The following is a 22,276-nucleotide window of genomic DNA, read 5'->3' as shown; positions in this document are numbered from 1 at the left end:
AATTTTTTTTTAAGCCCCATTTAAGTTCGTTTTAATCGAGCAGCCGCACTTTTGTCATCAAAATTGAGAGAATGAACAAAATTGCAGGACTGTTCGTGGTTATTTCTTCGGTCATAACAGCACAGCAGCGAATGTCGCTTTTGGAGTGCGAAACGGCTTTTCAGCAAAATAATCTCCAGCTTCTTGCCGAGCAATATAGCATCAATATGGCAGATGCAGATATTCTGCAGGCGAAAATATGGGAACTTCCACAGATGAGCGGTTACATCAACGGCTATAATCCGGAAGACAAAAGATTTTTAGACGCAGGAAGAGCAAAAGGTTTCGAAGTTACCCAATTGATTTACATGGGTGGCAAGAAGAAAAATGAAATTGCTTTTGCAAAATCAAATAAAGAACTTTCACAATTACAGTTTTTACAACTTTTGGTCGAGCTTCGAACACAGCTTCACACCAATTACTATGATCTTTATTACGAAAAACTCAAGCTTGAAAATACCAACAAGCAATTGGGTTACATGAATGACCTTTTAAAGGCGTATAAAGTACAATCTGCAAAAGGTAACGTTTCTTTAAAAGACGAAGTAAGACTTCAAAGCATCGTTATTCAATTAAATAATGATAAAGTAGGAATCAATAAAAATATTCTTGAATTCGAACAAAATCTAAAAGTCCTCACAGGAATTACCGAAAAAATAGAGCCTCAGATTTCTGATGAGGAAGCAAAAGACATTTTAGCTTCGCAACCTTTCGGTGATGAAGCTGAATTGAAAAGAAAAGCCCTCGAAAACAATGCTGATTATTTGTTTATTCTAAAACTGATTGACAATTCCAAACTATATGCACAATGGCAAAAATCCCTGAATGTTCCGGATTTGAATGTCGGGATGGAATATGACCAGGCTTCAGGAACTTTTAATAACGAAATCAATTTAAAAGTGGGCATCCCGATTCCGTTATGGAAAAGCAATAAAGGAAATGTAGCAAAAGCCAATTTTGCGATCAAACAAAACCAGAAAAATGCCGAGTTTCAGAAACTTGACTTAGAAACAAAAGTAGAATCTGCCTTTCAAATCTGGAAAACCCAATACGAACAGTTAGCCGAAATTAAAGCAACCGATTTAGATAATCTCGACTTAGTCTACAACGGAATGCTCAAAAATTTCAGAAACGGAAACATCAGTTTAATCGAGTTTACAGATTTCATGGAAAGTTACCGCCAAACGGCATTGCAGATTTATGACATGAAAAACGAACTGATTCAGTCTGCAGAAAAGCTTAACCAATTGGTACAGAGTAAAATCTTCTATTAAATATAAAAATTTGCTGTCTTGATCAGTCAAACGCACTTGCGAACTGAAAAACAGCATTTATCTAAAAAATCTAAAATGAAAAAAATAATTATACCCCTATTTTCAGCTTTCCTTTTATGGTCTTGCTCGAAGCCTGAAATTGCAAAAACTCCCGAGCCGAAAGGTTTTGAACTGAGCAACACGATGCTCGAATCTATTTCTACTGCAAAAGTTGAGAACAGATTAATAGAAGATTCTTACAGTTTTTACGGCAAAATCGCAGCAGATGCCAATTCTTACATCGACGTTTTTCCTTTGGTGGGCGGGAATGTGATGAGTGTGAATGTTGAACTTGGAGATTATGTGAAAAAAGGACAGGTTTTAGCAACCATCAGAAGTACCGAGTTGGCCGACATTCAAAAAGATGTAAGTGATGCAAAAACAGATTTGGTGGTGGCTCAGAATAATCTGCGTGTTGCCAGAGAAATGTATGAAGGTAAATTGACAACGGAAAGAGAAGTGTTGGAAGCTAAAAGTCAGTTACAAAAAGCCCAGGATCAAATGCAGCGATCTTCCGCAGTGAGTACGGTTTACAATGTAAGAAATGGAAACATTTACAGTGTTTTGGCACCAATCAGCGGATATATTGTGCATAAAGACATCAATAAAGATATGCAGCTGAGAAGTGACCGAAGCGAAAATATTTTCGATGTTGCCAACACAACCAACGTTTGGGCAATAATGAACATCAACGAATCTGATATCAATAAGATAAGCCTTGGAATGCCCGCTCAGGTTTCCACATTATCTTATCCTGATAAAGTGTTTGACGGGAAAATTGATAAAATATTTAAAATTATCGATCCTCAAACTAATGCCATGCAGGCAAGAGTAGTTCTCGATAATGCCAACGGATTATTGATTCCGGATAGTAAAGCGACGATAAAAGTTTCTAAATCTGAGGATAAAACAGCTCTTTCAATTCCTTCAAAAGCGGTCATTTTTGATGACAACAGAAGTTATGTGGTGGTTTTTAAATCAAGAACGGATGTGAAAGTGAAAGAAATTCAGGTTTTAAAACAGCTTGGAGACGTGACTTACCTTTCGGAAGGTCTTAAAGAAGGCGAAGAAGTGATTACCAATAACCAATTGCTAATCTACCGTTCTCTGAACAACTAAATTTTTTCCAAACCATTAAGAAGTTTGAGGTGAAATAAAGGTTTTGCTAATTACTTTATGGCTATCATCCTGTCGATATTGACTTCAAAAATAGAGAGCTTCAGACTCTTAATGGTTTTAATTTCTTTAGATAAAATTAAACACTTAGATATTAAACGAATATCTAAAGTCTAACATCTAATTTCTATCATGAACAAATTCATAAAAAATATAATCTCATTTTCACTGAAAAACAAAGCCTTTACCTTTATCTGGGTGGCTATTTTGGCGGTGGCGGGATTTATCAGTTTTAAAAATATGCCGATTGAGGCATTTCCCGATGTTACCAATACGCAAATCGTCATCATCACCCAATGGGACGGAAGAAGTGCCGAAGAAGTCGAACGTTTTGTGACGACACCGATTGAATTGGCAATGAGTCCGGTTCAGAAAAAAACAAGTGTGAGAAGTACGACAATGTTCGGACTTTCCATTGTGAAAATTCTCTTTGATGATGGTGTAGATGATATGTTTGCCCGAAATATGGTCAACAATCAGCTTCGAAATGTAAGTCTACCCGAAGGTATTGATCCTGAAGTTCAGCCACCTTACGGACCAACCGGGGAGATTTTCAGATACACTTTAGAAAGCAAGAAAAAAGATTCCCGTGAACTGTTGACTTTACAGAATTGGGTTATCGACAGAGCGCTTCGTGGAGTTCCCGGAGTTGCCGACATCAACGTTTTTGGAGGTCAGGATAAGGTTTTTGAGCTAAGTATTGATCCAAGAGCTTTAGATAAATACAATTTAACGCCACTTCAGGTGTATGAAGCTGTGACGAAAAGCAACTTAAATGTAGGTGGAGATGTTATCGAAAAAAACGGACAAGCGTATGTCGTTCGGGGAATTGGATTGGTGCAATCAACGGATGATATTGCCAATATTACAATTCACAATGATAATGGAAATCCTGTTTTGGTAAAAAATGTTGCTGAGGTTCATGAAAGTGCAAGACCAAGAGTTGGGCAGGCTGGATTAAACAATCAGGATGATACCGTAGAAGGAATTGTCGTGATGAGAAAAGGTGAAAATCCGAGAGAGGTTTTGGTTGGCGTAAAAGCTAAAATCAAAGAACTGAACGAAAAAATCCTTCCCAAAGATGTAAAAATGGTTACTTTCTACGACCGTGATAACCTAATGGATTTTACCACAGAAACGGTAATGCACAATTTGCTGGAAGGAATTATTTTGGTAACGGTTATCGTTTTGATTTTTATGGCAGACTGGCGAACGACGCTTACGGTTTCCATTATTATTCCGCTTTCGTTACTGTTTGCTTTTTTATGTTTAAAACTTTGTGGGATGAGTGCCAATTTACTGTCACTCGGAGCCGTCGATTTCGGAATTATCATTGACGGAGCCGTCGTGATGGTCGAAGGAATTTTCGTGATGCTCGATCACAAAGCCAAGAAATATGGTCATGAAAGATTCAACAAAATGGCAAAGGCAGGTTGGATTAAACAGACCGGAACCGGTTTGGGAAAAGCAATTTTCTTTTCTAAATTAATCATCATTACTTCATTACTTCCCATCTTCGCATTCCAGAAAGTAGAAGGGAAAATGTTCTCGCCATTGGCATTTACATTAGGTTTTGCTTTGTTAGGAGCTTTGATTTTCACATTAACTTTGGTTCCCGTCTTAACGCATTTGCTTTTAAATAAAAATGTAAGAGAAAAGAACAATCCGTTTGTAAACTTTTGGGACAGGATTGTTTTGAAAGGTTTCAGGTTTACCTTTAAAAATAAAAAAACAAGTTTAATTGTTTCTGTTTCAATTGTTGCCGTTACTTTATTCTCTGGGAAGTTTCTAGGAACAGAATTCTTACCGCAACTCAATGAAGGCTCACTTTGGATAACCGCGGAAATGCCGATGAGTTCATCTTTAAAAGAATCTTTGAAAACTGCAGATATTCTGAAGAAAGATATCATGAGCGTTCCTGAAGTTACCGATGTTTTGGCGCAGACCGGACGAAGCAACGACGGAACCGACCCGAACGGATTTGGTTTCGTACAGTTTGCCGTGAATCTTAAAGCCAAAGATAAGTGGAAGCGGAAAATAACTTACGAACAACTGACGGAAGAAATCGATAAAAAACTGAGTAAATATCAGGGAATTACCTTTAATTATTCTCAGCCCATTTCCGATAACGTCGCTGAAGCGGTTGCCGGTTTTAAAGCAGAAAACGGAATTAAAATCTATGGAGATAATCTTCAGACTTTGGATGAACTGGCGGAGAAAGTTTTAAAATCAATCAAAGATGTAGACGGAGTTCGTGATGCCGGAATTATTAAAAATATTGGTCAGCCCGAAGTAAATGTCGTCTGGGACAGAAATAAAATGGCAGCGTACGGCGTAATGCCGGAAGATGCACAAACCGTTCTGGAAATGGCCTTCGGTGGAAAAACAGCTTCTGAAATGTATGACGGCGAAAGAAAATTCCCGATTCGTCTGAGGTATTCCCACGAATACAGAAAAGATGAGAATGATATGGCGTCACTGATGATTCCTACGCAGGATGGATCGATGATTCCGCTGAAAGAAGTCGCTACAATCCAAAAAAACAATGGTGCTGCATTTATTTACCGCGATGATATTAAACGTTATATCGGAATTAAATTCTCAATCCGTGACCGTGATTTGGGTGGAACCATTGCTGATGCACAGAAAGAAGTGGCAAAAATTGATATTCCCGAAGGTTATAAAGTGGGTTGGACAGGTCAGTTTGAAAATCAGCAGCGTGCAACGGCAAGATTAACGGAAATCGTACCCATAAGTTTCTTAGGAATATTCTTCCTGCTGTTTATTCTTTTCGGAAACATGAAAGATTCGCTCTTAGTTTTGGCAAATGTACCGTTTGCTCTGATTGGTGGGATTATCGCATTGCATTTGACGAATATGAATTTCGGAATTTCTGCCGGAGTCGGAATGATTGCTTTATTAGGAATCTGTATTCAGAACGGTGTAATTCTGATCACGGAATTTCATCAAAATATAAAAGATGGATTAAAAATAGATGAAGCTGTTTTGAACGGAGTAAAATCTAGAACACGTCCTGTAATTATGACGGCATTAATGGCATCCATCGGACTATTGCCTGCAGCTTTGTCTACAGGAATCGGCTCAGAATCTCAAAAACCGCTGGCAATTGTCATTATCGGAGGCTTGATTACAGCCACTGTTTTAACCTTATTAATTTTTCCGATTATATTTTGGATTTTTAACAGAACTAAAAAGACTGAAGAACTTATTTAAAAATTATCTTTCATTTACATTATATAGTTTGAAGGGCTGGAAAAATTAATTTTTCCAGCCCTTCTTTAATAATAAAACTATGTTTGAATCTGTATTTTAGAAACCAAGTCCCACTGTAAATCCTCTTACAGCATTAGGATAGTTTGCTAAAGAAGCTGCAGCTCCGTTTGTTGTATTTACGGTGTACAATTTTGTAGCTCCGCCAACTGTTGCCACTAAATATGCTTTTTGGCTTGTACTTCCGATATCAAAACCATTCGCTCCTGTAATATTTATTCCTAAAGCACCCAGCTCAACCAGCGTTCCGTTGTTTGGGGGATTTTGAAGATATAATTTATCAGTAGAATGATCAATTACAAATAGAGAAGTAGTCGTTGCACCTGCAAAGTTATTGGTGTAAGCTGCAGAACCTAAGGTTGGAGTTCCTGGATTAATTGCTCCGTCAACTCCGGTAACACCTCCTGTAACTGGATCTAATCTTAAATTTTGTCCCAAGTTACTCACTACTCTTATTTTATCAACCGTTGGATTAAAATCAAAACCAAATTCTGTTCCTACAAGTGCAGTTGTAAGTGTTCCTGTCCCAACTTGAGTTGCAGCTCCGGTTCCTAAGTTAATCGTATAAATTCTGCTTGAATTACCTAAAGCGTACAACTGTCCGTTTAATGGTCTGAAATCAATTCCTAAAATATTTTCTCCTGTTTGAAGTCCTGTGATGGTTTTCTTAACAGGTTGAGGATTATTAGGGTCAAAAATTTGTAATTCATTTGCTTCATTTACAGCATAAGCTACTGGGTTTGTTGGAATTGCTAAATCAAGAATCTTCTGTGAAAGATTTCCGATGTTTGTTGCTTTTCCGTTAGATAAATCAACTCTATAAAGACTGTTTTGACTTCCCGATGTTGCAGCCATTAATGCAACGGTACTTTCTGGATTAATGTCAAAAGCAGCTTGTCCTGTAAAAGTAATACCTAAACTTCCTACTTCAACTAAAGTTCCGTTGTTTGGAGGATCTTGTTTAAATAATTTTCCTGAAGTGGCATCAAGATCATATAAAACAGTCGATGCAGCCCCTGAAACACTATTTGTATAAGCAATACCCATAATAGATGAAGAAGTTGCTATACTTGTATCCATTGCGGCAAGAGCGCCAGTTTCAGGATGTAGACGAAGATTTTGACCGGTATTTGTTACCAATCTGATACGGTCTACTGTAGGATTGAAATCAATTGAAGTAACTGTTCCTGAAATTGCAGGTGTGAAAGCAGTTGTACTCACAGGTCTTGTACTTCCCGTTGAGGTATTGATAATATAAAACTTACTTGCATTAGAAACAGCATAAAGCTCTCCTGTTGCAGGCCTGAAATCAATACTTAATAATTTTTCACCCGAAGGTAAACCGGCAATTGCTTTTGTAGAAGTAAAAGAAGCGGAATTGTTTGAATTGAAAGCGACCAACTGATTGTTGTCGGTCAATCCATAGACCATCATGTCGGGAGCTGGAGTAATCAATTCCGGGAGCATTTCAACCACATCATCGTCACAAGAAATTACCGAGACAAAAGTAAATGCAGCTAAACAGATGTAGGATAGTTTTTTCATAAAAATTTATTTTAAGGTTTTTGTAATTCTATATACGAGGCAAAAATAATGCTGGATTTTAATAAACAGTTTTTTTTAAAACATTTTTTTGTTTAAATTTGCAATTCTGTTTACAGAAAATACTACGGTTTGTAACTTTCTGGGTTTAATATAAAACTTTTTTTCATAAAAAGATTTTGGTATATAAAAATTCATTATATTTGCACACCGAAAATTTGAATAAAACAATAAAATAAATAATTTAAATCATGGCAAAGGAAACGTTTAATCGTAACAAACCACACTTGAACATTGGTACTATTGGTCACGTTGACCATGGTAAAACTACACTTACTGCAGCTATTTCTGCTGTATTAGCGAGCAAAGGTCTTGCTGAGAAAAAAGATTTCTCTGCTATTGACTCTGCTCCGGAAGAAAAAGAAAGAGGGATTACTATCAATACTGCTCACATCGAGTACGAAACTGAAAAAAGACATTACGCTCACGTTGACTGTCCAGGTCACGCAGATTACGTAAAGAACATGGTAACTGGTGCTGCTCAGATGGATGGTGCTATCGTTGTATGTGCTGCTACAGACGGACCAATGCCTCAAACTAGAGAGCACATCCTTCTTTGTCGTCAGGTAAACGTACCAAGAATCGTTGTTTTCATGAACAAAGTTGACATGGTTGACGATGCTGAGTTATTAGAGCTTGTTGAAATGGAACTTAGAGACTTGTTGTCTACTTACGAATTTGACGGAGATAACTCTCCAGTAATTCAAGGTTCTGCACTTGGTGCTCTTACTGCTGCTACTGCAGAAGGAGGTCCTAAAAGTGATGATCAATGGTTCAAATCTGTTGAGCAATTAATGGATGCTGTTGACGAGTGGATCGAGCAACCACCAAGAGATACTGATAAGCCTTTCTTGATGCCAATCGAAGACGTATTCTCTATTACAGGTAGAGGTACTGTTGCAACTGGTAGAATTGAAGCTGGTATTATCAACACAGGAGATCCTGTAGATATCATCGGTATGGGTGAAGAAAAATTAACTTCTACTATTACAGGAGTTGAAATGTTCAGAAAAATCCTAGATAGAGGTGAAGCTGGAGATAACGTAGGTCTATTGTTGAGAGGTATTGAAAAAACTGACATCAAGAGAGGTATGGTTATCGCTAAGAAAGATTCTGTGAAACCTCACAAGAAATTCAAAGCTTCAGTTTATATCCTTTCTAAAGAAGAAGGTGGACGTCACACTCCATTCCACAACAAATACCGTCCTCAGTTCTACGTAAGAACTACTGACGTTACAGGTGAGATCTTCTTACCAGAAGGTGTAGAAATGGTAATGCCTGGTGATAACTTAGAGATCACTGTAGAATTGTTACAGCCAATCGCTCTTAACGTAGGTCTTAGATTTGCGATCAGAGAAGGAGGTAGAACAGTTGGTTCAGGTCAGGTTACTGAAATCTTAGACTAATCATCTTAATATAAATAAAGTTCCGTAAGGAAACTTACGGAACTTTTATCTACGGGCATCGTCCAATGGTAGGATACCGGTCTCCAACACCGTTGATCAGGGTTCGAATCCTTGTGCCCGTGCAAATATAAATTATGAGTTCATTTGTTGATTTTTTAAAAGGTTCTTATAACGAATTTAGACATAAAGTTGAATGGCCTAAATGGTCAGACTTACAGTCTTCTACAATTGTAGTTACTGTTGCAACTGTTATTTTAGCGTTATTTACTTTTGGTGTTGATGAGTTGTTTTCTAAAGCAATAAGTAACATCTTAGGAATATTGATTAACAGCTTCAACTAACAAAAAGTAATTTCCCATAATGAGCGAATTAAAATGGTATGTGCTGAAAGCAATCAGCGGACAGGAAAATAAAGTGAAAAACTATATTGAGACGGAAATCAAACGTTTAGGGTTTGAGCAGTACGTTACTCAGGTAGTTATTCCTATGGAAAAAGTAATTCAGCTTAGAAATGGCAAGAAAGTTCCTAAAGAAAGACCTTATTACCCAGGCTATCTGATGGTTGAAGCAGATTTAATGGGAGAGATTCCTCACGTAATTAAAAATATTCCGGGTGTAATTTCTTTCTTAAGCTTAACTAAAGGTGGAGATCCTGTACCGATGAGAAAATCTGAGGTAAACAGAATGTTGGGTAGAATGGATGAGCTTTCAGAATTTGCTACTGATGCTGAAATTCCGTTCATCGTTGGAGAAAACGTTAAAGTGATCGATGGTCCTTTCAACGGATTCAACGGAACAGTTGAGAAAATTCTTGAAGATAAGAAGAAAATTGAAGTTTCAGTTTTAATCTTCGGAAGAAAAACTCCAATGGAGTTGAGCTATATGCAAGTAGAAAAAGTATAAAAAAGAAATTTTATAATATAAGCCACCTTCTCGAAGGTGGTTTTTTTATTTCAATTTATATTGTAAATTTATATAATGAACATGTAGTGTATTATTAAATTAGAGCTATTTTAATATCATTCATTTTTTGATTAAATATAAAATATTTAGGAATTGGATGAATGTTAATGCGGTTACTTTATTCAACATTCTAGTTTTAAAGCCACTGAAGGGTTTTCCATAATTATTTTTGATTTTGATAATTTCTTTGATTGTATCTCAAAGGCGTATCCATTTTTATATTAGCATAATTGAACAAATCTGTTTGCACCTAAGTATACAAATAACCTCCTCCGCTCAACGTACAGTTATTCATCTCTTGCTTTATATCTTTCAAAAAATGAATATCGTGAATGCGTGCAGTAGAAATATTAAAACTCTGAAAACTCCAGAAACAGAACATACAACACGCACAGTTTATAACTGTAATAATAACCGGATTGAGGAGCGCAATAACCTCTCCTTAGAAATGAAAATTCACTTTCTTACAAATTTTGGAGCGATTTACTCTTTGCATTTTCACAAATTTTTAAAGGCATCGAATCAAATAAAAGTTCTCATCTAAGATGAACTTCTTTAATTCACTTAACATAAAATCATAAATTACACCAAGGCTACCCATAAATTAATCAATTGAAAATCAATGAAATAAATGAACTTGTCATATTATGAATACCCTTTTTCTATAATGCAACAAGTGTTTATTTAAATATTTAAGACCAAAATAAAACCCTTTTTAAAACGGTGTTTTGAAAGGAATTTATTAATTAAAATGAAATCGATAAAATTTTTACTTTTACATACCATATTTATTTTAGATTTGTAAATTAATTTAAATAACTAAAAACCAATACTTAAACCATAAACTAAAACAATCATGAGAACGATGCAACAAGCTCTAAATCACTTATAAAATTCTACACTTTAGAATAATCTCACTTATTGTAATCAATAATTACTATTCTTTTAATAGCTCTTCTACTTCAAAGCAAGAGAGAAATAAGAGGAACTTTTAATTAAAAATGCAAATAAATTTTCTATTTGATGAAAAAACTACTTTCTTCATTACTCATTATCTTCCACATTTTCGCATTCGCACAAGAGGATTGTATTTCTGCAATTACTGTGTGTGGAAATTCGAGCATTAATTACACTCCTGTTGGAATTGGAAACATCAACGAAACACTTGGAGGCTGCCTTTCATACGAAAACCACTCGGTATGGTATAAATTTACGATTGCAACAAGCGGAACACTTACTTTCGATCTTGCTCCAACCGGACCTGTTGATTACGACTGGGCAATCTATGGACCGAACGTAACTTGTGCAAACCGAGGAACACCAATAAGATGTAATGCTTCCGGGAATTTCACCAACACAGGGATGAATATGACCAATACCAATACTACTTCCGGAGCTGGAAACACCAATCCTTATTGCAGATACATGGATGTTGTAGCCGGACAAACCTATTATTTATATGTTGATAATTGGTCAACAACGGTATATACATTTAATTTAACATGGGGAGGAACAGCAACTTTTGTATCTCCTTTCACCAACTCGACGACCGCTCCGAATCCTTTTATTCCACCAGGAACAGCGGGACCAAATCCCGGTTCTCCGAGAGAAATCGACATTTGCGGAAACAATACAACTTTTAATTTCAACACATTATCAGCCGGAATAATCAATGGAAACCCTAACTTCATTGTCAATTATTACAGTACAGCAAACAATGCGGCAACAGGAACAAATCCTATTACAGCTCCAACTGCTGTAAATACTTCTACAACTTATTACTACAGTATTAGTTATCAAGATATAACCAATCCAACAAGTGCAGCCAATTCTTGTAAACAAACCAATGCTATTATTTTCAAAGACAAAAGTTTAACTACCTCAATCACAGCATCTGCAACAAAATTGTGTATTGGCGGAAATATTACCTTAACATCAAGTAATTCCACAGGAAATACCTGGTCGACAGGAGCAACGACTCAATCTATTACGGTAACAACTCCCGGAACCTATACTTTAACAAGCACAAACGGAATCTGTACAAGTCCGCAAGCTTCAGTAGTTATCAGTCAAGACACTGATCCGAATCCACAGATTACAGGAAATTTAACTTTATGTGAAGCGACCTCAACAACGCTTACTGCTACTTCAACAGGAACCGGAAATACTTATTTATGGTCAACAGGAGCAACAACTCCAGCAATTACCGTAACAACTCCGGGAACTTATACAGTAACCGTAAAAACTCCGGCAAATTGTCTGTACACAAAGTCTGTTACTGTTGTTCAAGGTGTGGTTCCAGTAGTACAAAATGCTACTTTAACCAATTGCTCTAACACAACAACAGCAGTATTTAATTTAACTACAGCTCAACCAAATATCAGTACAACTCCAGGAGTTTCTTTTGATTACTATTTAAATCAAGCAGATGCATTGGCAGGAAATACAAGCACAATTGCAACTCCAACAACTCATACTTCCGGAAACGCAACAATTTATGTAAGAGTAAAGTCTGGAACCTGCTCAAAAGTCGTATCATTACAACTAAATGTTTCTCAACTTCCAGTTCCCACAATTACGAGCACCTCTTCAGCAATCTGTTTTGGAGGAAGTGTAACGTTAACATCCAGTGCAACAACAGGAAATACATGGTCAAACGGAGCAACAACACAGTCTATCACCGTTACTACAGCAGGAACTTACTCAGTAACAAGTTCGAACGGAATTTGCACAAGTAATCCAGCTTCAATAACCTTAACCGCAGAAAATGATCCAAACCTTCAGATTTCGGGTAACCTCATTATTTGTAGCTCACCATCCGTTTTAACAGCAACTTCGAGTGGAACCGGAAATACATATATCTGGTCAAACGGAGTTACAGGAAATACGATTTCAGTTTCTACACCCGGAACTTACTCAGTAACCGTTACAACACCTGCAAATTGTCAATACACAAAATCTGTAACACTAACACAAGGTGCAATTCCTGTTGTGCAAAATTCATCATTAAGTTTATGCTCAACGACTAATACAGGAATATTTAATTTAACATCAGCTCAACCCAATATAAGTACAACTTCCGGAGTAACTTTTAGTTATTATTTAAATCAAGCGGACGCTTTAGCCGGAAACGGTAATATAATTACAACCCCAACAACTCATACTTCAGGAAATGCAACTATTTATGTTTTGGTTAAAACAGGTTCTTGTTCAAAGATTGCAGAATTGCAATTAATCGTTAACTTAACACCAATTGCTTCAATTACAAGCTCGTCTAATGCAATTTGCAGCAACACTCCTGTAGTTTTAACCTCAAATTTCACCACAGGAAATACTTGGTCTAATGGAGCAACAACTCAATCGATAACTATTTCTACACCTGGAATATATTCTTTAACTAACAATAATGGAACTTGTACAAGTCTTCCTGTTTCAATAAATATTATTCAAGGAGTAGATCCGAATGTTCAAATTTCAGGAACATTGACATTCTGCGAAGGCAATTCAACAACATTAACCGCAACAGCAAACGGAACAGGAAATACATTCCTTTGGTCAAACGGAGCCACAACAACTACAACAATTGTAAATACTCCGGGAAATCACAGTGTAACAGTAACAACTCCAAACGGTTGTCAATACACGAAAACAGTTACTACAATAATTGATCCTGCAATTTTTGTCAACATTAATGCACCGGGAGAAATAAATTGTACTAATACACAAATTACTTTAAACGCAACATCTTCAGTTTATCAAGCTGGAGCAACATTCTTATGGACTGCAACAGCAGGCGGAAATATTGTTTCGGGAGCGAATACATTAACTCCAATTGTAAACACTGCAGGAACCTATACTTTAACCATTACAAGTGCAACCACAAATGGATGTACAAAGCAAGCTGCGGTAACTGTTATTAAAAACACTACTCCACCAGTAATTAATATTTCAGCTCCAAAATTGACAATATGTAAAGGTGAGTCAGTTACACTTACCGCAGTTGGTGCCAATACTTACACATGGACAGGATTGCCAGGAAACGGAAGTACACAAACTGTTTCGCCAACATCTACAACAACTTATACCGTTACCGGAATAGGATTAAATGGATGTTCAGCGACTACATCGGCAACAATAGCGATAACTGTAGTTCCAGAAATTGCCTCAACCCTGCATAATATAGAAATCTGTAAGGGAGATAAAGGAGTTTTGAATGCAGGTTCAGGACCAAACTACACATACATTTGGAGCACAGGAGCAACATCACAAACAATAAGCACAGCAACAGCAGGAACTTATTCTGTAACAATCAACAATGGAGTTTGCTCAAAAACTTTTACAGCAACAGTAGGATATATTGTGACACCAGAAATAACAGAAATTACTTACAGCAATAGTATTTTAACCATTATTGTTAAAAATACAGGAACCTTACCCATTGAATATTCAATAGATAATGGCGTAACATGGCAAACATCAAATGTTTTCAGTGTAATGAAAAACACAAAATATTCTATTAAATTAAAATATCGAGGTGTTGCTTGTGAAACTTCCGCAGAGTATTATACATTTTTCATGACCAATGTTATCACACCAAACAGCGACGGCAAAAATGACGTTATCGACTTCAGTGAAATCAGCAAATATGGAAATTTTGAAGGCAGTATTTTTGACAGATATGGAAAATCTGTATTTAAAGCTTCAACTAAAACTCCGATTTGGGATGGTAAATACCTTGGAAGACCTCTACCTACAGAAACTTATTGGTACAAATTATACTGGGAAGACAAAATCACCAAAAAACCGGTACAAATAAATGGTTGGATTTTACTTAAAAATAGAGATTAAGGTTGAGGCTAAGATTTAATTTAAAAAAGTGTCTGGGAATTTCTCCGGCACTTTTTTTTTGCAATTACTTCACTACAATTTCTATAATCACTAAATTTTAAATAACCGACCACAATTTAGCCCCGATGGAAACGGCATCCTTTTTTGTGGCGGACGGAACAAAGAGGAGACCGTTGCAAAAAAGATACAGTGGACAGCGGGAATAAGCTCCTAAAAATAAATCTAAATTAAAAAACAAGAAGCAATGTTAATAGAATTTAAACAAAAGTAGTATCTTTGTATTTACTTTAACATGGGGTTGACTGGTTTCGACAGCAAGGTCAATGGGTAAGTAAGCATGCAGAGAACCGTAGCGCGATCTCTTAAATCCCTTGCTACAAAATTTTAACTGGCAACGAAGAGTTCGCTCTTGCAGCTTAATCCGAATAAAGTAAGATTTCAAGCGCTTTCCCGAAGATAGTAAGGAAGCAAGATGTCTCACAAATGCTCTGTTTTGCGGCGTTTGATTCTGAGATATAGTAATGCAGAAATAAGGTTTTGGGAGCTTTGACCAAAACTCGAAAAACTCAGAAGCTAAGATTTAAGTTGGGTGTTTGCTCTCTGCTTAAGTTCGAAAACCAATAGCAAAATAAGCATGTAGAAATCTTATGTATTGCTTGTTTGGACGAGGGTTCGAATCCCTCCAACTCCACTTTTTAAACTAAAGAGAATTTGTAAATTATTGAAATTTAAATAATTACATTTTCTCTTTTTGTTTTTGTACAGTATTAAAATAGCTTCTTATCATGCTACAATAAATATATATTAAAATTAGCAAAATATAAAGTCCTGATTACGAAAAGACTATCTCAAAATACGAGAAATTATCATTACTCTGCCCACAAAAAAGATTAAAAAAATGTTTTATCGTAAAGAATTTTATATATTTGCACCATCTAACAATTAAAAAAAATAATTTACTATGTCAGACATTGCATCAAGAGTAAAAGCTATCATCGCTGATAAGCTTGACGTTGAAGAAACAGAAGTAACTCCTGAGGCTAGCTTCACAAATGATTTAGGAGCAGACTCTCTGGATACAGTTGAACTTATCATGGAATTTGAAAAAGAATTTAACATTCAAATCCCTGATGACCAAGCTGAAAAAATTACTACTGTAGGGCACGCTATCGCTTATATAGAAGAAGTAGTAAATAAATAATATTCTTCAACAGAAAATTTTAAAAGTTTATGGAATTAAAAAGAGTAGTTGTAACTGGTTTTGGCGCAATAACACCGGTCGGTAATAATGCGAATGAATACTGGGAAAGTCTTGTGAAAGGCGAGAGCGGAGCCGCTCCTATTACTCTTTTTGATGCCACAAACTTCAAAACAAGATTCGCTTGCGAGGTGAAAAACTTCAATCCATTAGACCATTTCGATAAGAAAGAAGCTAAGAAAATGGATAGAAACACTCAGCTTGGAATGGTTGCTGCTAGAGAAGCAGTCAGTCATTCAAAAATCATGGAAGATAATGTTGATAAAAACAGAGTCGGAGTGATTTGGGGATCAGGAATTGGTGGTTTAGAAACTTTCGAAACTGAAGTTTTGGGTTGGGCGAATACAGACATCCCAAGATTTAACCCTTTCTTTATTCCTAAAATGATTGCGGACATTACACCGGGGCATATTTCTATCGAATATGGTTTCCATGGTCCCAATTATACTACAGTTTCTGCCTGTGCTTCATCAGCAAATGCATTAATTGATTCTAAAATGCTTATTCAGTTAGGTAAAGCAGACGTAATCGTTTGTGGAGGTTCTGAAGCTGCCGTTACGGCAAGTGGTGTTGGTGGATTTAATGCAATGATGGCACTTTCTACAAGAAACGATGATCCTACAACTGCATCAAGACCTTTTGACAAAGACCGAGACGGATTTGTTTTAGGTGAAGGAGCTGGTTGTATCATCCTTGAAGAGTACGAACACGCTGTGAAGCGTGGTGCAACAATCTATGCAGAATTATTAGGTGGCGGTATGAGTGCAGATGCACATCACATGACAGCACCACATCCTGAAGGTTTAGGAGCTTATTTAGTAATGAAAAATTGTCTGGAAGATGCTGGATTAACTACTAATGATGTAGACCATATCAATATGCATGGTACGTCTACTCCATTAGGAGACATTGCAGAATCTAGCGCAATTTCAAAATTATTGGGTGAGCACGCTTATGACATTCAGATTAATTCTACAAAATCAATGACCGGTCACCTTTTGGGTGCAGCCGGAGTTATTGAAGCAATTGCTGCTATAGGAACTATTATTCATGGTATTGTTCCTCCTACAATCAACCATTTTACTGATGATGAGAACATCGACAGCAGATTAAATTTCACATTTAACACCGCTGCAAAAAAAGATGTAAAAGTTGCCATGAGTAATACTTTTGGATTTGGTGGGCACAATGCTTGCGTTCTGTTTAAGAAAATCTAATTATTACTGAATGGAGTTACAGAAATACTTTTCTAAATTCCTTCTCAAAAAAAGAAAAAGACAACTTACGGAAAGAGACTATTTCCTGAGTACAGAACTAAATAAAATTTTAGGTACTGAGGTTCAGAATGTCAATTTTTACCGTGAAGCTTTTTCAATTAAAACCTCTTCTAAAAATCAGGAAAGCAATTACGAAAGGCTTGAATTTTTAGGAGACTCAGTTTTGGGTACAATTATTTCGTGCCATTTGTTTCAAACTTATCCTAAAGCTAATGAAGGATATATGACTCAGATGAAATCGAAGATTGTAAATAGGAAAAATCTCAACAAATTAGGAGAAGATTTAAAGCTTACCGGTCTTTTACAAAAAAACAATCATGCTGTTGCTTTGGGAGAAAACATTTCAGGGAATCTCTTTGAAGCACTCGTTGGTGCAGTTTATTTAGATTTTCAATACGAAACTTGCAAAAGAATCGTTTTGGAGAGACTACTTACGCCAACAGAAATCAATAAGCTTGAAAATAAAATTGTAAGCTACAAAGGTCTTTTGTTGGAATGGAGCCAGAAAAAGAAACTGAATATAAAATACGAAACCTGCGAAGAAATTCAGGTAAATAAATCGGTCGTTTTCCGATGCCATGTTTGGTTGGGAACAGAGAAAATTTCAAACGCCACAGAAACTTCGAAGAAAAAAGCAGAAGAGAAAGCTGCACAAAGAGCATTTTATATTTTAAACAAAAAAGAAAATATACTTGGAAATCCAAAAACTTTATGATCTTGACGATATAGAATTTGAAGATATTGCCATCGCTTTGGTAAGATTAGTCAAACATATACCAGATCACGAGTTTTTTTTTAAAATTAATCAAAAGAACGATTTAAAATTTTCAAGAATTACAGATCTTGTTTATAACGGGATTTATTATGATTTTTGTTTCCCAAGGTTTGAAGCTTATCACAAGCATACCAAAACCTGTTTTACATTTATCTCCAACAAATGTTCAGAAAGTAATCAAAAAAAATTACAAACTGAACTCTTCACAGAAGAAGAAAACATTAAGTTTTTATTAAATAATCATCCAGATGTAGAATATATTCTGCATAGTTCGGAACAATTTCCTGATTTTTCCGTAATTTTGCTGGCTGAAAATCTTGCGTTTCCAATTCAAGATTACAATCTAAGTTCTGAAGAAGAACTTTATCAAATAATACAGTATTATGAATAAGTATTTAAAGAAGACAAAAATTATCGCAACACTTGGGCCTGCTTCATCATCGAAGGAGGTAATGTTAGGATTGATGAGAGCGGGTGTTGACGTTTTTAGAATCAATTTTTCTCACGCAGATTACGATTTAGTTCGTTCGAATATAGAAATCATCAGAGACCTTAATAAGGAATATGGTTATTCAGTAAGTATTTTAGGAGATTTACAGGGGCCAAAATTGAGAGTTGGAGTTGTAAAAGAAGGTTCTTACCTGAATCCTGGAGACATTCTTACGTTTACCAACGAAAAGATCGAAGGAGATTCTACGAAAGTTTATATGACTTATCAGCAGTTTCCTCAGGATGTGAAAGTAGGTGAAAGAATACTTATTGATGATGGTAAACTAATGTTGGAGGTTCTTGAGACCAACCAAATTGATACTGTAAAAGCTAAAACTATTCAGGGCGGACCTTTAAGTTCTAAAAAAGGAGTTAATCTTCCTAATACAAACGTTTCTCTTCCGGCTTTGACTGAAAAAGATATTCAGGACGCCAACTTTATGTTGGATATGGAAGTAGACTGGATCGCACTTTCTTTCGTTCGTCATGCACAGGATATTATTGATCTAAAAGAGTTAATTGCTAAGCATCCAAATGGCAAGTTTAAAACTCCAATTATTGCGAAAATTGAAAAACCGGAAGGTGTAAAAAATATTGATCAGATTTTATTGGAATGTGATGGATTAATGGTTGCTCGTGGAGATCTAGGAGTTGAAGTTCCAATGGAAGAAGTTCCGGCGATTCAGAAAAACTTGGTTGAAAGAGCAAGATTCTTCTCAAAACCTGTAATTATTGCTACTCAGATGATGGAGACAATGATTAGCAGTTTAACGCCAACAAGAGCGGAAGTAAATGACGTTGCAAACTCTGTATTGGATGGAGCTGATGCAGTAATGCTTTCAGGTGAAACTTCTGTAGGTAGATATCCTATTCAAGTTGTTGAAAATATGGCGAAAATTGTAAAAAATATCGAAATGACGAGTTTTTACCAAAATAAAAACGAACCAATCGAGAAAGATTACAATTGTATCGACGAAAGGTTTATCACCAATAGAGTTTGTCTTGCGGCTGTAAGAATTGCAAAAAGCACCAATGTTTCAGCAATTGTTACTTTGACAAGTTCTGGATATACAGCTTTCCAATTATCGGCTCACAGACCAAATTCTCACATCATTGTTTACAGTGGAAACAAGAAAGTAATTACGATGTTGAATTTACTTTGGGGAGTTCGTGCTTATTACTATGACATGAATAAGCCAACTGACGAAACCATCATTCAGGTAAATATGTTAACGCACAATCACGGTTATATTGAAAGCGGAGATTTTGTAATCAATATCAATGCAACACCATCTTACGAAGGTGGAAAAACAAATACTTTGAGATTAACAACGATTTAATATTGTCTTTGATATAAATGAAAACTCCCGATTTTGTCGGGAGTTTTTTTATGTCTATTTTCCTAAAATAGTTTTCGCTGTAACAAACTCCTTTAAAGCCAATAAAGAAAGCTCAGTTCCATAGCCTGAAGACTTTGTACCACCAAACGGAAAACGTGGATCAGAGCTCGTCATTCTGTTGATATTCACTGTTCCGGATTCTAGATTATCAATGAAAAATTGTTGACGTTCCTTACTTTTTGTCCATACTGCATTAGACAAACCAAAAGGAATATTATTTGCAATTTCTAGAGCATCATCGTCATTTTCAGCAATCATAATCATTCCTAACGGACCGAATAATTCTTCCTGTAAAATAGGATTTCCTTCTTCTACTCTAATCAATCCAGGATTAAATTCATTTTTAGAAATTCTTTCCAGCGGAATAATTGCTTCTGCACCATGATCCAAAGCTTTCTGATATTGTTTTTCCAAATCATCTGCTAAATCTGGTCTTGCCATTCCGCTCAATTTTGTTTCTTTCAATTTCGGATTTCCGGGAACATATTTTTTGTATTCTTCAATAAATTTTGGAAGAAAATCAAACTCAATATCCCTTTGGATAATAAATCTTTTGGCCGCAACACACGTTTGTCCGCAATTTTGAAGTCTTGCCAAAGCACCTACTTTTGCAGCTTCATCTAAATCTGCATCATTCAAAACGATGAATGCATCACTTCCGCCTAATTCGAGCAGAGATTTTTTAATGTTTTTCCCCGCAGTTGCAGCAACTTCTGCTCCTGCTTTTTCACTTCCGGTAAGACTTACGCCTTTTACGGTTTTATGTTCTAAAACCTCTTGAACTTCTTGATGTCCGATTTCAAGATTTTGGAAAACGCCTTCAGGGAAACCTGCTTCAATAAAAACTTTTTCAATGGCATTTCCACTTCCGAAACAAATGGAAGCGTGTTTTAAAACAACTGTATTTCCAGCCAAAATTGCAGGAGTTGCAAATCTTAAAACCTGCCAAAAAGGGAAATTCCAAGGCATTACCCCTAATATAACACCTTTAGGAACATAATGAATTTCTGAAATGCTGTATTCAGACTCAATTTTTTCCGCACTTAAAACATTCTCAGCTTTAGCATAATAATTCATCATTAAAGCAGATTTCTCAACTTCCGAAATGGATTGTGAAATGGGTTTATTCATTTCATTGGTAATCATTTCGCCAAAATTTTCAGATTGAGATTTAAAAATTTCTGCAGCTTTTGCAATGAGTTTTTGCTTTTCTTCAAAGGGAACTTTTTTCCATTCCTGAAAAGTCTGGTCAGCTTTTAACAGCTTGTTTTCTATTAAGTTTTCCATGTTAAATTTTCCATGTTTAAAGATTCAGAACAGAATCTTCTGCTTTTGGATAAAGCATTATTAAGGCAACAAAAAATGTTCCTTATACCATATTTAATTAATGATAAATTCTATGTAATTTATTTATTTTGGCTAAATTAATATAATAGATATATTTCTCAATGATTCAGGAGATTAAGAAAATCTTATAGTGATAAAATCTGCGTAATTTACTAAATCATGTAAAGAAAAATTCTAAATCATAAACCATTCATTTGCCAGATTTCCAGCCAATCTTGCTGTACGATCCTGAATGTCAAAATATGGATTCACTTCTGCAATATCCAATGCGACTAACTTATCGTTTCTTAAAATATGTCTGTATAAATGCATAAAAGCTGCATCGGCAAAAATTCCATTATAGGCAGAAGCGGAAACTCCCGGAGCAATCGAAGCATTAAAAACATCCATACAAATTGTCATGTAAAGAATATCAACTGAATCTGCAAGTTCGTTTACTCTTTCATAAACCGATGGAAGATTTTCGAAAAACAATTCATCTGCCAAAATATATTTCATCCCGAATTGATGCGCAGTATCAAAAAGTTTCAATGTATTTGAATTTCTTTGAATTCCGATATGCAAGGAATTAATCTCTCCTTCCTGAGCAATCTGCCAAAAACCAGTTCCTGAACTTGCTCCTACTCCATTTTCCGGTTGTCTGTTATCGAAATGTGCATCAAAATTAATAATTCCGATTTTTTTTTCAGGAAAAGCAGTTCGCACTCCACGATAATGACCAAACGTAACTTCATGACCACCACCAAGAACCAAGGACTTTCCGCCTTTTAACAAAACTTTAGAAACATTTTTTGCTAATTCATTTTGCGTTTTTTCTAGGTTTGCATCATCACAAGTAATATTTCCGAAATCAAGAATAGAAAAATCGGGACGAATTACAGGAAAGTTCGACATATTTTTTCTGATAATATCAGGTGCATCTTTCGCACCCAGTCTTCCTTTATTTCTTCGAACGCCTTCATCAACGGCAAATCCGTGTAAAACGAAATCGTTCGTTGAAATAGAATCGTAATTATTTTCTTCTTTTACTCTTTGAAATATTCTGTGATGCAATAATTCATCACCGTCTAATCTTCCTTGCCAAATCATTTT

15 protein-coding genes, 1 tRNA gene, 1 other RNA gene and 1 pseudogene are annotated in these 22,276 nt (G+C 35.9%); 14 read left to right on the top strand and 4 right to left on the bottom strand.

Annotation, left to right across the window (positions count from 1 at the left end; translation table 11 throughout):
- The first annotated feature begins 71 nt into the window (after positions 1-71).
- From OEA66_RS15725 to OEA66_RS15715, 3 genes are all read left to right on the top strand, one after another.
- Positions 72-1,313: a TolC family protein gene (locus OEA66_RS15725; protein ID WP_267282279.1), complete on the top strand. Its 1,242-nt coding sequence runs from the start codon at positions 72-74 to the stop codon at positions 1,311-1,313.
- A gap of 75 nt (positions 1,314-1,388) precedes the next feature.
- A complete protein-coding gene (locus tag OEA66_RS15720; RefSeq protein ID WP_267282278.1) occupies positions 1,389-2,471 on the top strand; it encodes an efflux RND transporter periplasmic adaptor subunit in 1,083 nt (360 codons plus the stop codon).
- Between the two features lie 189 nt (positions 2,472-2,660).
- Positions 2,661-5,762, top strand: a complete 3,102-nt coding sequence (locus OEA66_RS15715) for an efflux RND transporter permease subunit (protein ID WP_267282277.1) — start codon at positions 2,661-2,663, stop codon at positions 5,760-5,762.
- A gap of 96 nt (positions 5,763-5,858) precedes the next feature.
- Here OEA66_RS15715 and OEA66_RS15710 read toward each other — a convergent pair whose 3' ends face one another.
- Positions 5,859-7,364: a DUF4394 domain-containing protein gene (locus tag OEA66_RS15710; RefSeq protein WP_267282276.1), complete on the bottom strand. Its 1,506-nt coding sequence runs from the start codon at positions 7,362-7,364 to the stop codon at positions 5,859-5,861.
- 248 nt (positions 7,365-7,612) lie between these two features.
- Between OEA66_RS15710 and tuf the strand changes: the two genes are divergently transcribed.
- The 4 genes from tuf (at position 7,613) to nusG (ending at position 9,730) form a co-directional block, all read left to right on the top strand.
- Positions 7,613-8,827, top strand: a complete 1,215-nt coding sequence (gene tuf / locus OEA66_RS15705; RefSeq protein ID WP_066678598.1) for an elongation factor Tu — start codon at positions 7,613-7,615, stop codon at positions 8,825-8,827.
- A gap of 51 nt (positions 8,828-8,878) precedes the next feature.
- Positions 8,879-8,949, top strand: a tRNA-Trp gene (locus tag OEA66_RS15700).
- Between the two features lie 12 nt (positions 8,950-8,961).
- On the top strand, positions 8,962-9,168 hold the full coding sequence (gene secE, locus OEA66_RS15695; RefSeq protein ID WP_034679301.1) for a preprotein translocase subunit SecE: 207 nt from the start codon (positions 8,962-8,964) through the stop codon (positions 9,166-9,168).
- Between the two features lie 19 nt (positions 9,169-9,187).
- Positions 9,188-9,730 (top strand): transcription termination/antitermination protein NusG, encoded by a 543-nt coding sequence (gene nusG / locus OEA66_RS15690; RefSeq protein ID WP_034679142.1) that lies wholly within the window; start codon positions 9,188-9,190, stop codon positions 9,728-9,730.
- A 94-nt stretch (positions 9,731-9,824) separates the two neighbouring features.
- Here the strand turns inward: nusG and OEA66_RS20545 are convergent.
- Positions 9,825-10,320: pseudogene (locus OEA66_RS20545) on the bottom strand (transposase); the annotation flags it as partial.
- A 493-nt stretch (positions 10,321-10,813) separates the two neighbouring features.
- On the opposite strand from OEA66_RS20545, the gene OEA66_RS15685 reads away from it, so the two are divergent.
- From OEA66_RS15685 to pyk, 7 genes are all read left to right on the top strand, one after another.
- Positions 10,814-14,638: an FIDD domain-containing protein gene (locus tag OEA66_RS15685; protein WP_267282275.1), complete on the top strand. Its 3,825-nt coding sequence runs from the start codon at positions 10,814-10,816 to the stop codon at positions 14,636-14,638.
- Between the two features lie 294 nt (positions 14,639-14,932).
- Positions 14,933-15,332, top strand: a transfer-messenger RNA (tmRNA) gene (gene ssrA / locus OEA66_RS15680).
- A 267-nt stretch (positions 15,333-15,599) separates the two neighbouring features.
- Positions 15,600-15,839, top strand: coding sequence for an acyl carrier protein (locus OEA66_RS15675; protein WP_002976354.1), 240 nt, complete (start codon positions 15,600-15,602; stop codon positions 15,837-15,839).
- 29 nt (positions 15,840-15,868) lie between these two features.
- The gene (fabF, locus tag OEA66_RS15670; RefSeq protein WP_267282274.1) at positions 15,869-17,113 is read left to right on the top strand and encodes a beta-ketoacyl-ACP synthase II; all 1,245 of its coding nucleotides are present in this window, start codon (positions 15,869-15,871) and stop codon (positions 17,111-17,113) included.
- A 10-nt stretch (positions 17,114-17,123) separates the two neighbouring features.
- Complete coding sequence (gene rnc / locus OEA66_RS15665) at positions 17,124-17,888, top strand: ribonuclease III (RefSeq protein WP_267282273.1); 765 nt, start codon at positions 17,124-17,126, stop codon at positions 17,886-17,888.
- A complete protein-coding gene (locus tag OEA66_RS15660) occupies positions 17,866-18,339 on the top strand; it encodes an IPExxxVDY family protein (protein ID WP_267282272.1) in 474 nt (157 codons plus the stop codon). Before rnc ends, OEA66_RS15660 begins: the two co-directional genes overlap by 23 nt.
- Positions 18,332-19,777, top strand: coding sequence for a pyruvate kinase (gene pyk, locus OEA66_RS15655; protein WP_267282271.1), 1,446 nt, complete (start codon positions 18,332-18,334; stop codon positions 19,775-19,777). Before OEA66_RS15660 ends, pyk begins: the two co-directional genes overlap by 8 nt.
- Before the next feature lie 54 nt (positions 19,778-19,831).
- Here pyk and OEA66_RS15650 read toward each other — a convergent pair whose 3' ends face one another.
- Together OEA66_RS15650 and hutG are read right to left on the bottom strand one after the other, a co-directional pair.
- Complete coding sequence (locus tag OEA66_RS15650; RefSeq protein WP_267282270.1) at positions 19,832-21,124, bottom strand: aldehyde dehydrogenase family protein; 1,293 nt, start codon at positions 21,122-21,124, stop codon at positions 19,832-19,834.
- 234 nt (positions 21,125-21,358) lie between these two features.
- Positions 21,359-22,273: a formimidoylglutamase gene (gene hutG, locus OEA66_RS15645; protein ID WP_267282269.1), complete on the bottom strand. Its 915-nt coding sequence runs from the start codon at positions 22,271-22,273 to the stop codon at positions 21,359-21,361.
- Between the last annotated feature and the right edge of the window lie 3 nt (positions 22,274-22,276).

Origin of the sequence: Chryseobacterium luquanense (assembly GCF_026460945.1) — a bacterium.
Lineage (GTDB): Bacteria > Bacteroidota > Bacteroidia > Flavobacteriales > Weeksellaceae > Chryseobacterium > Chryseobacterium luquanense.
Note: the sequence above shows the minus strand (reverse complement) of the source record. Positions and strands in the feature narration are given on the sequence as shown.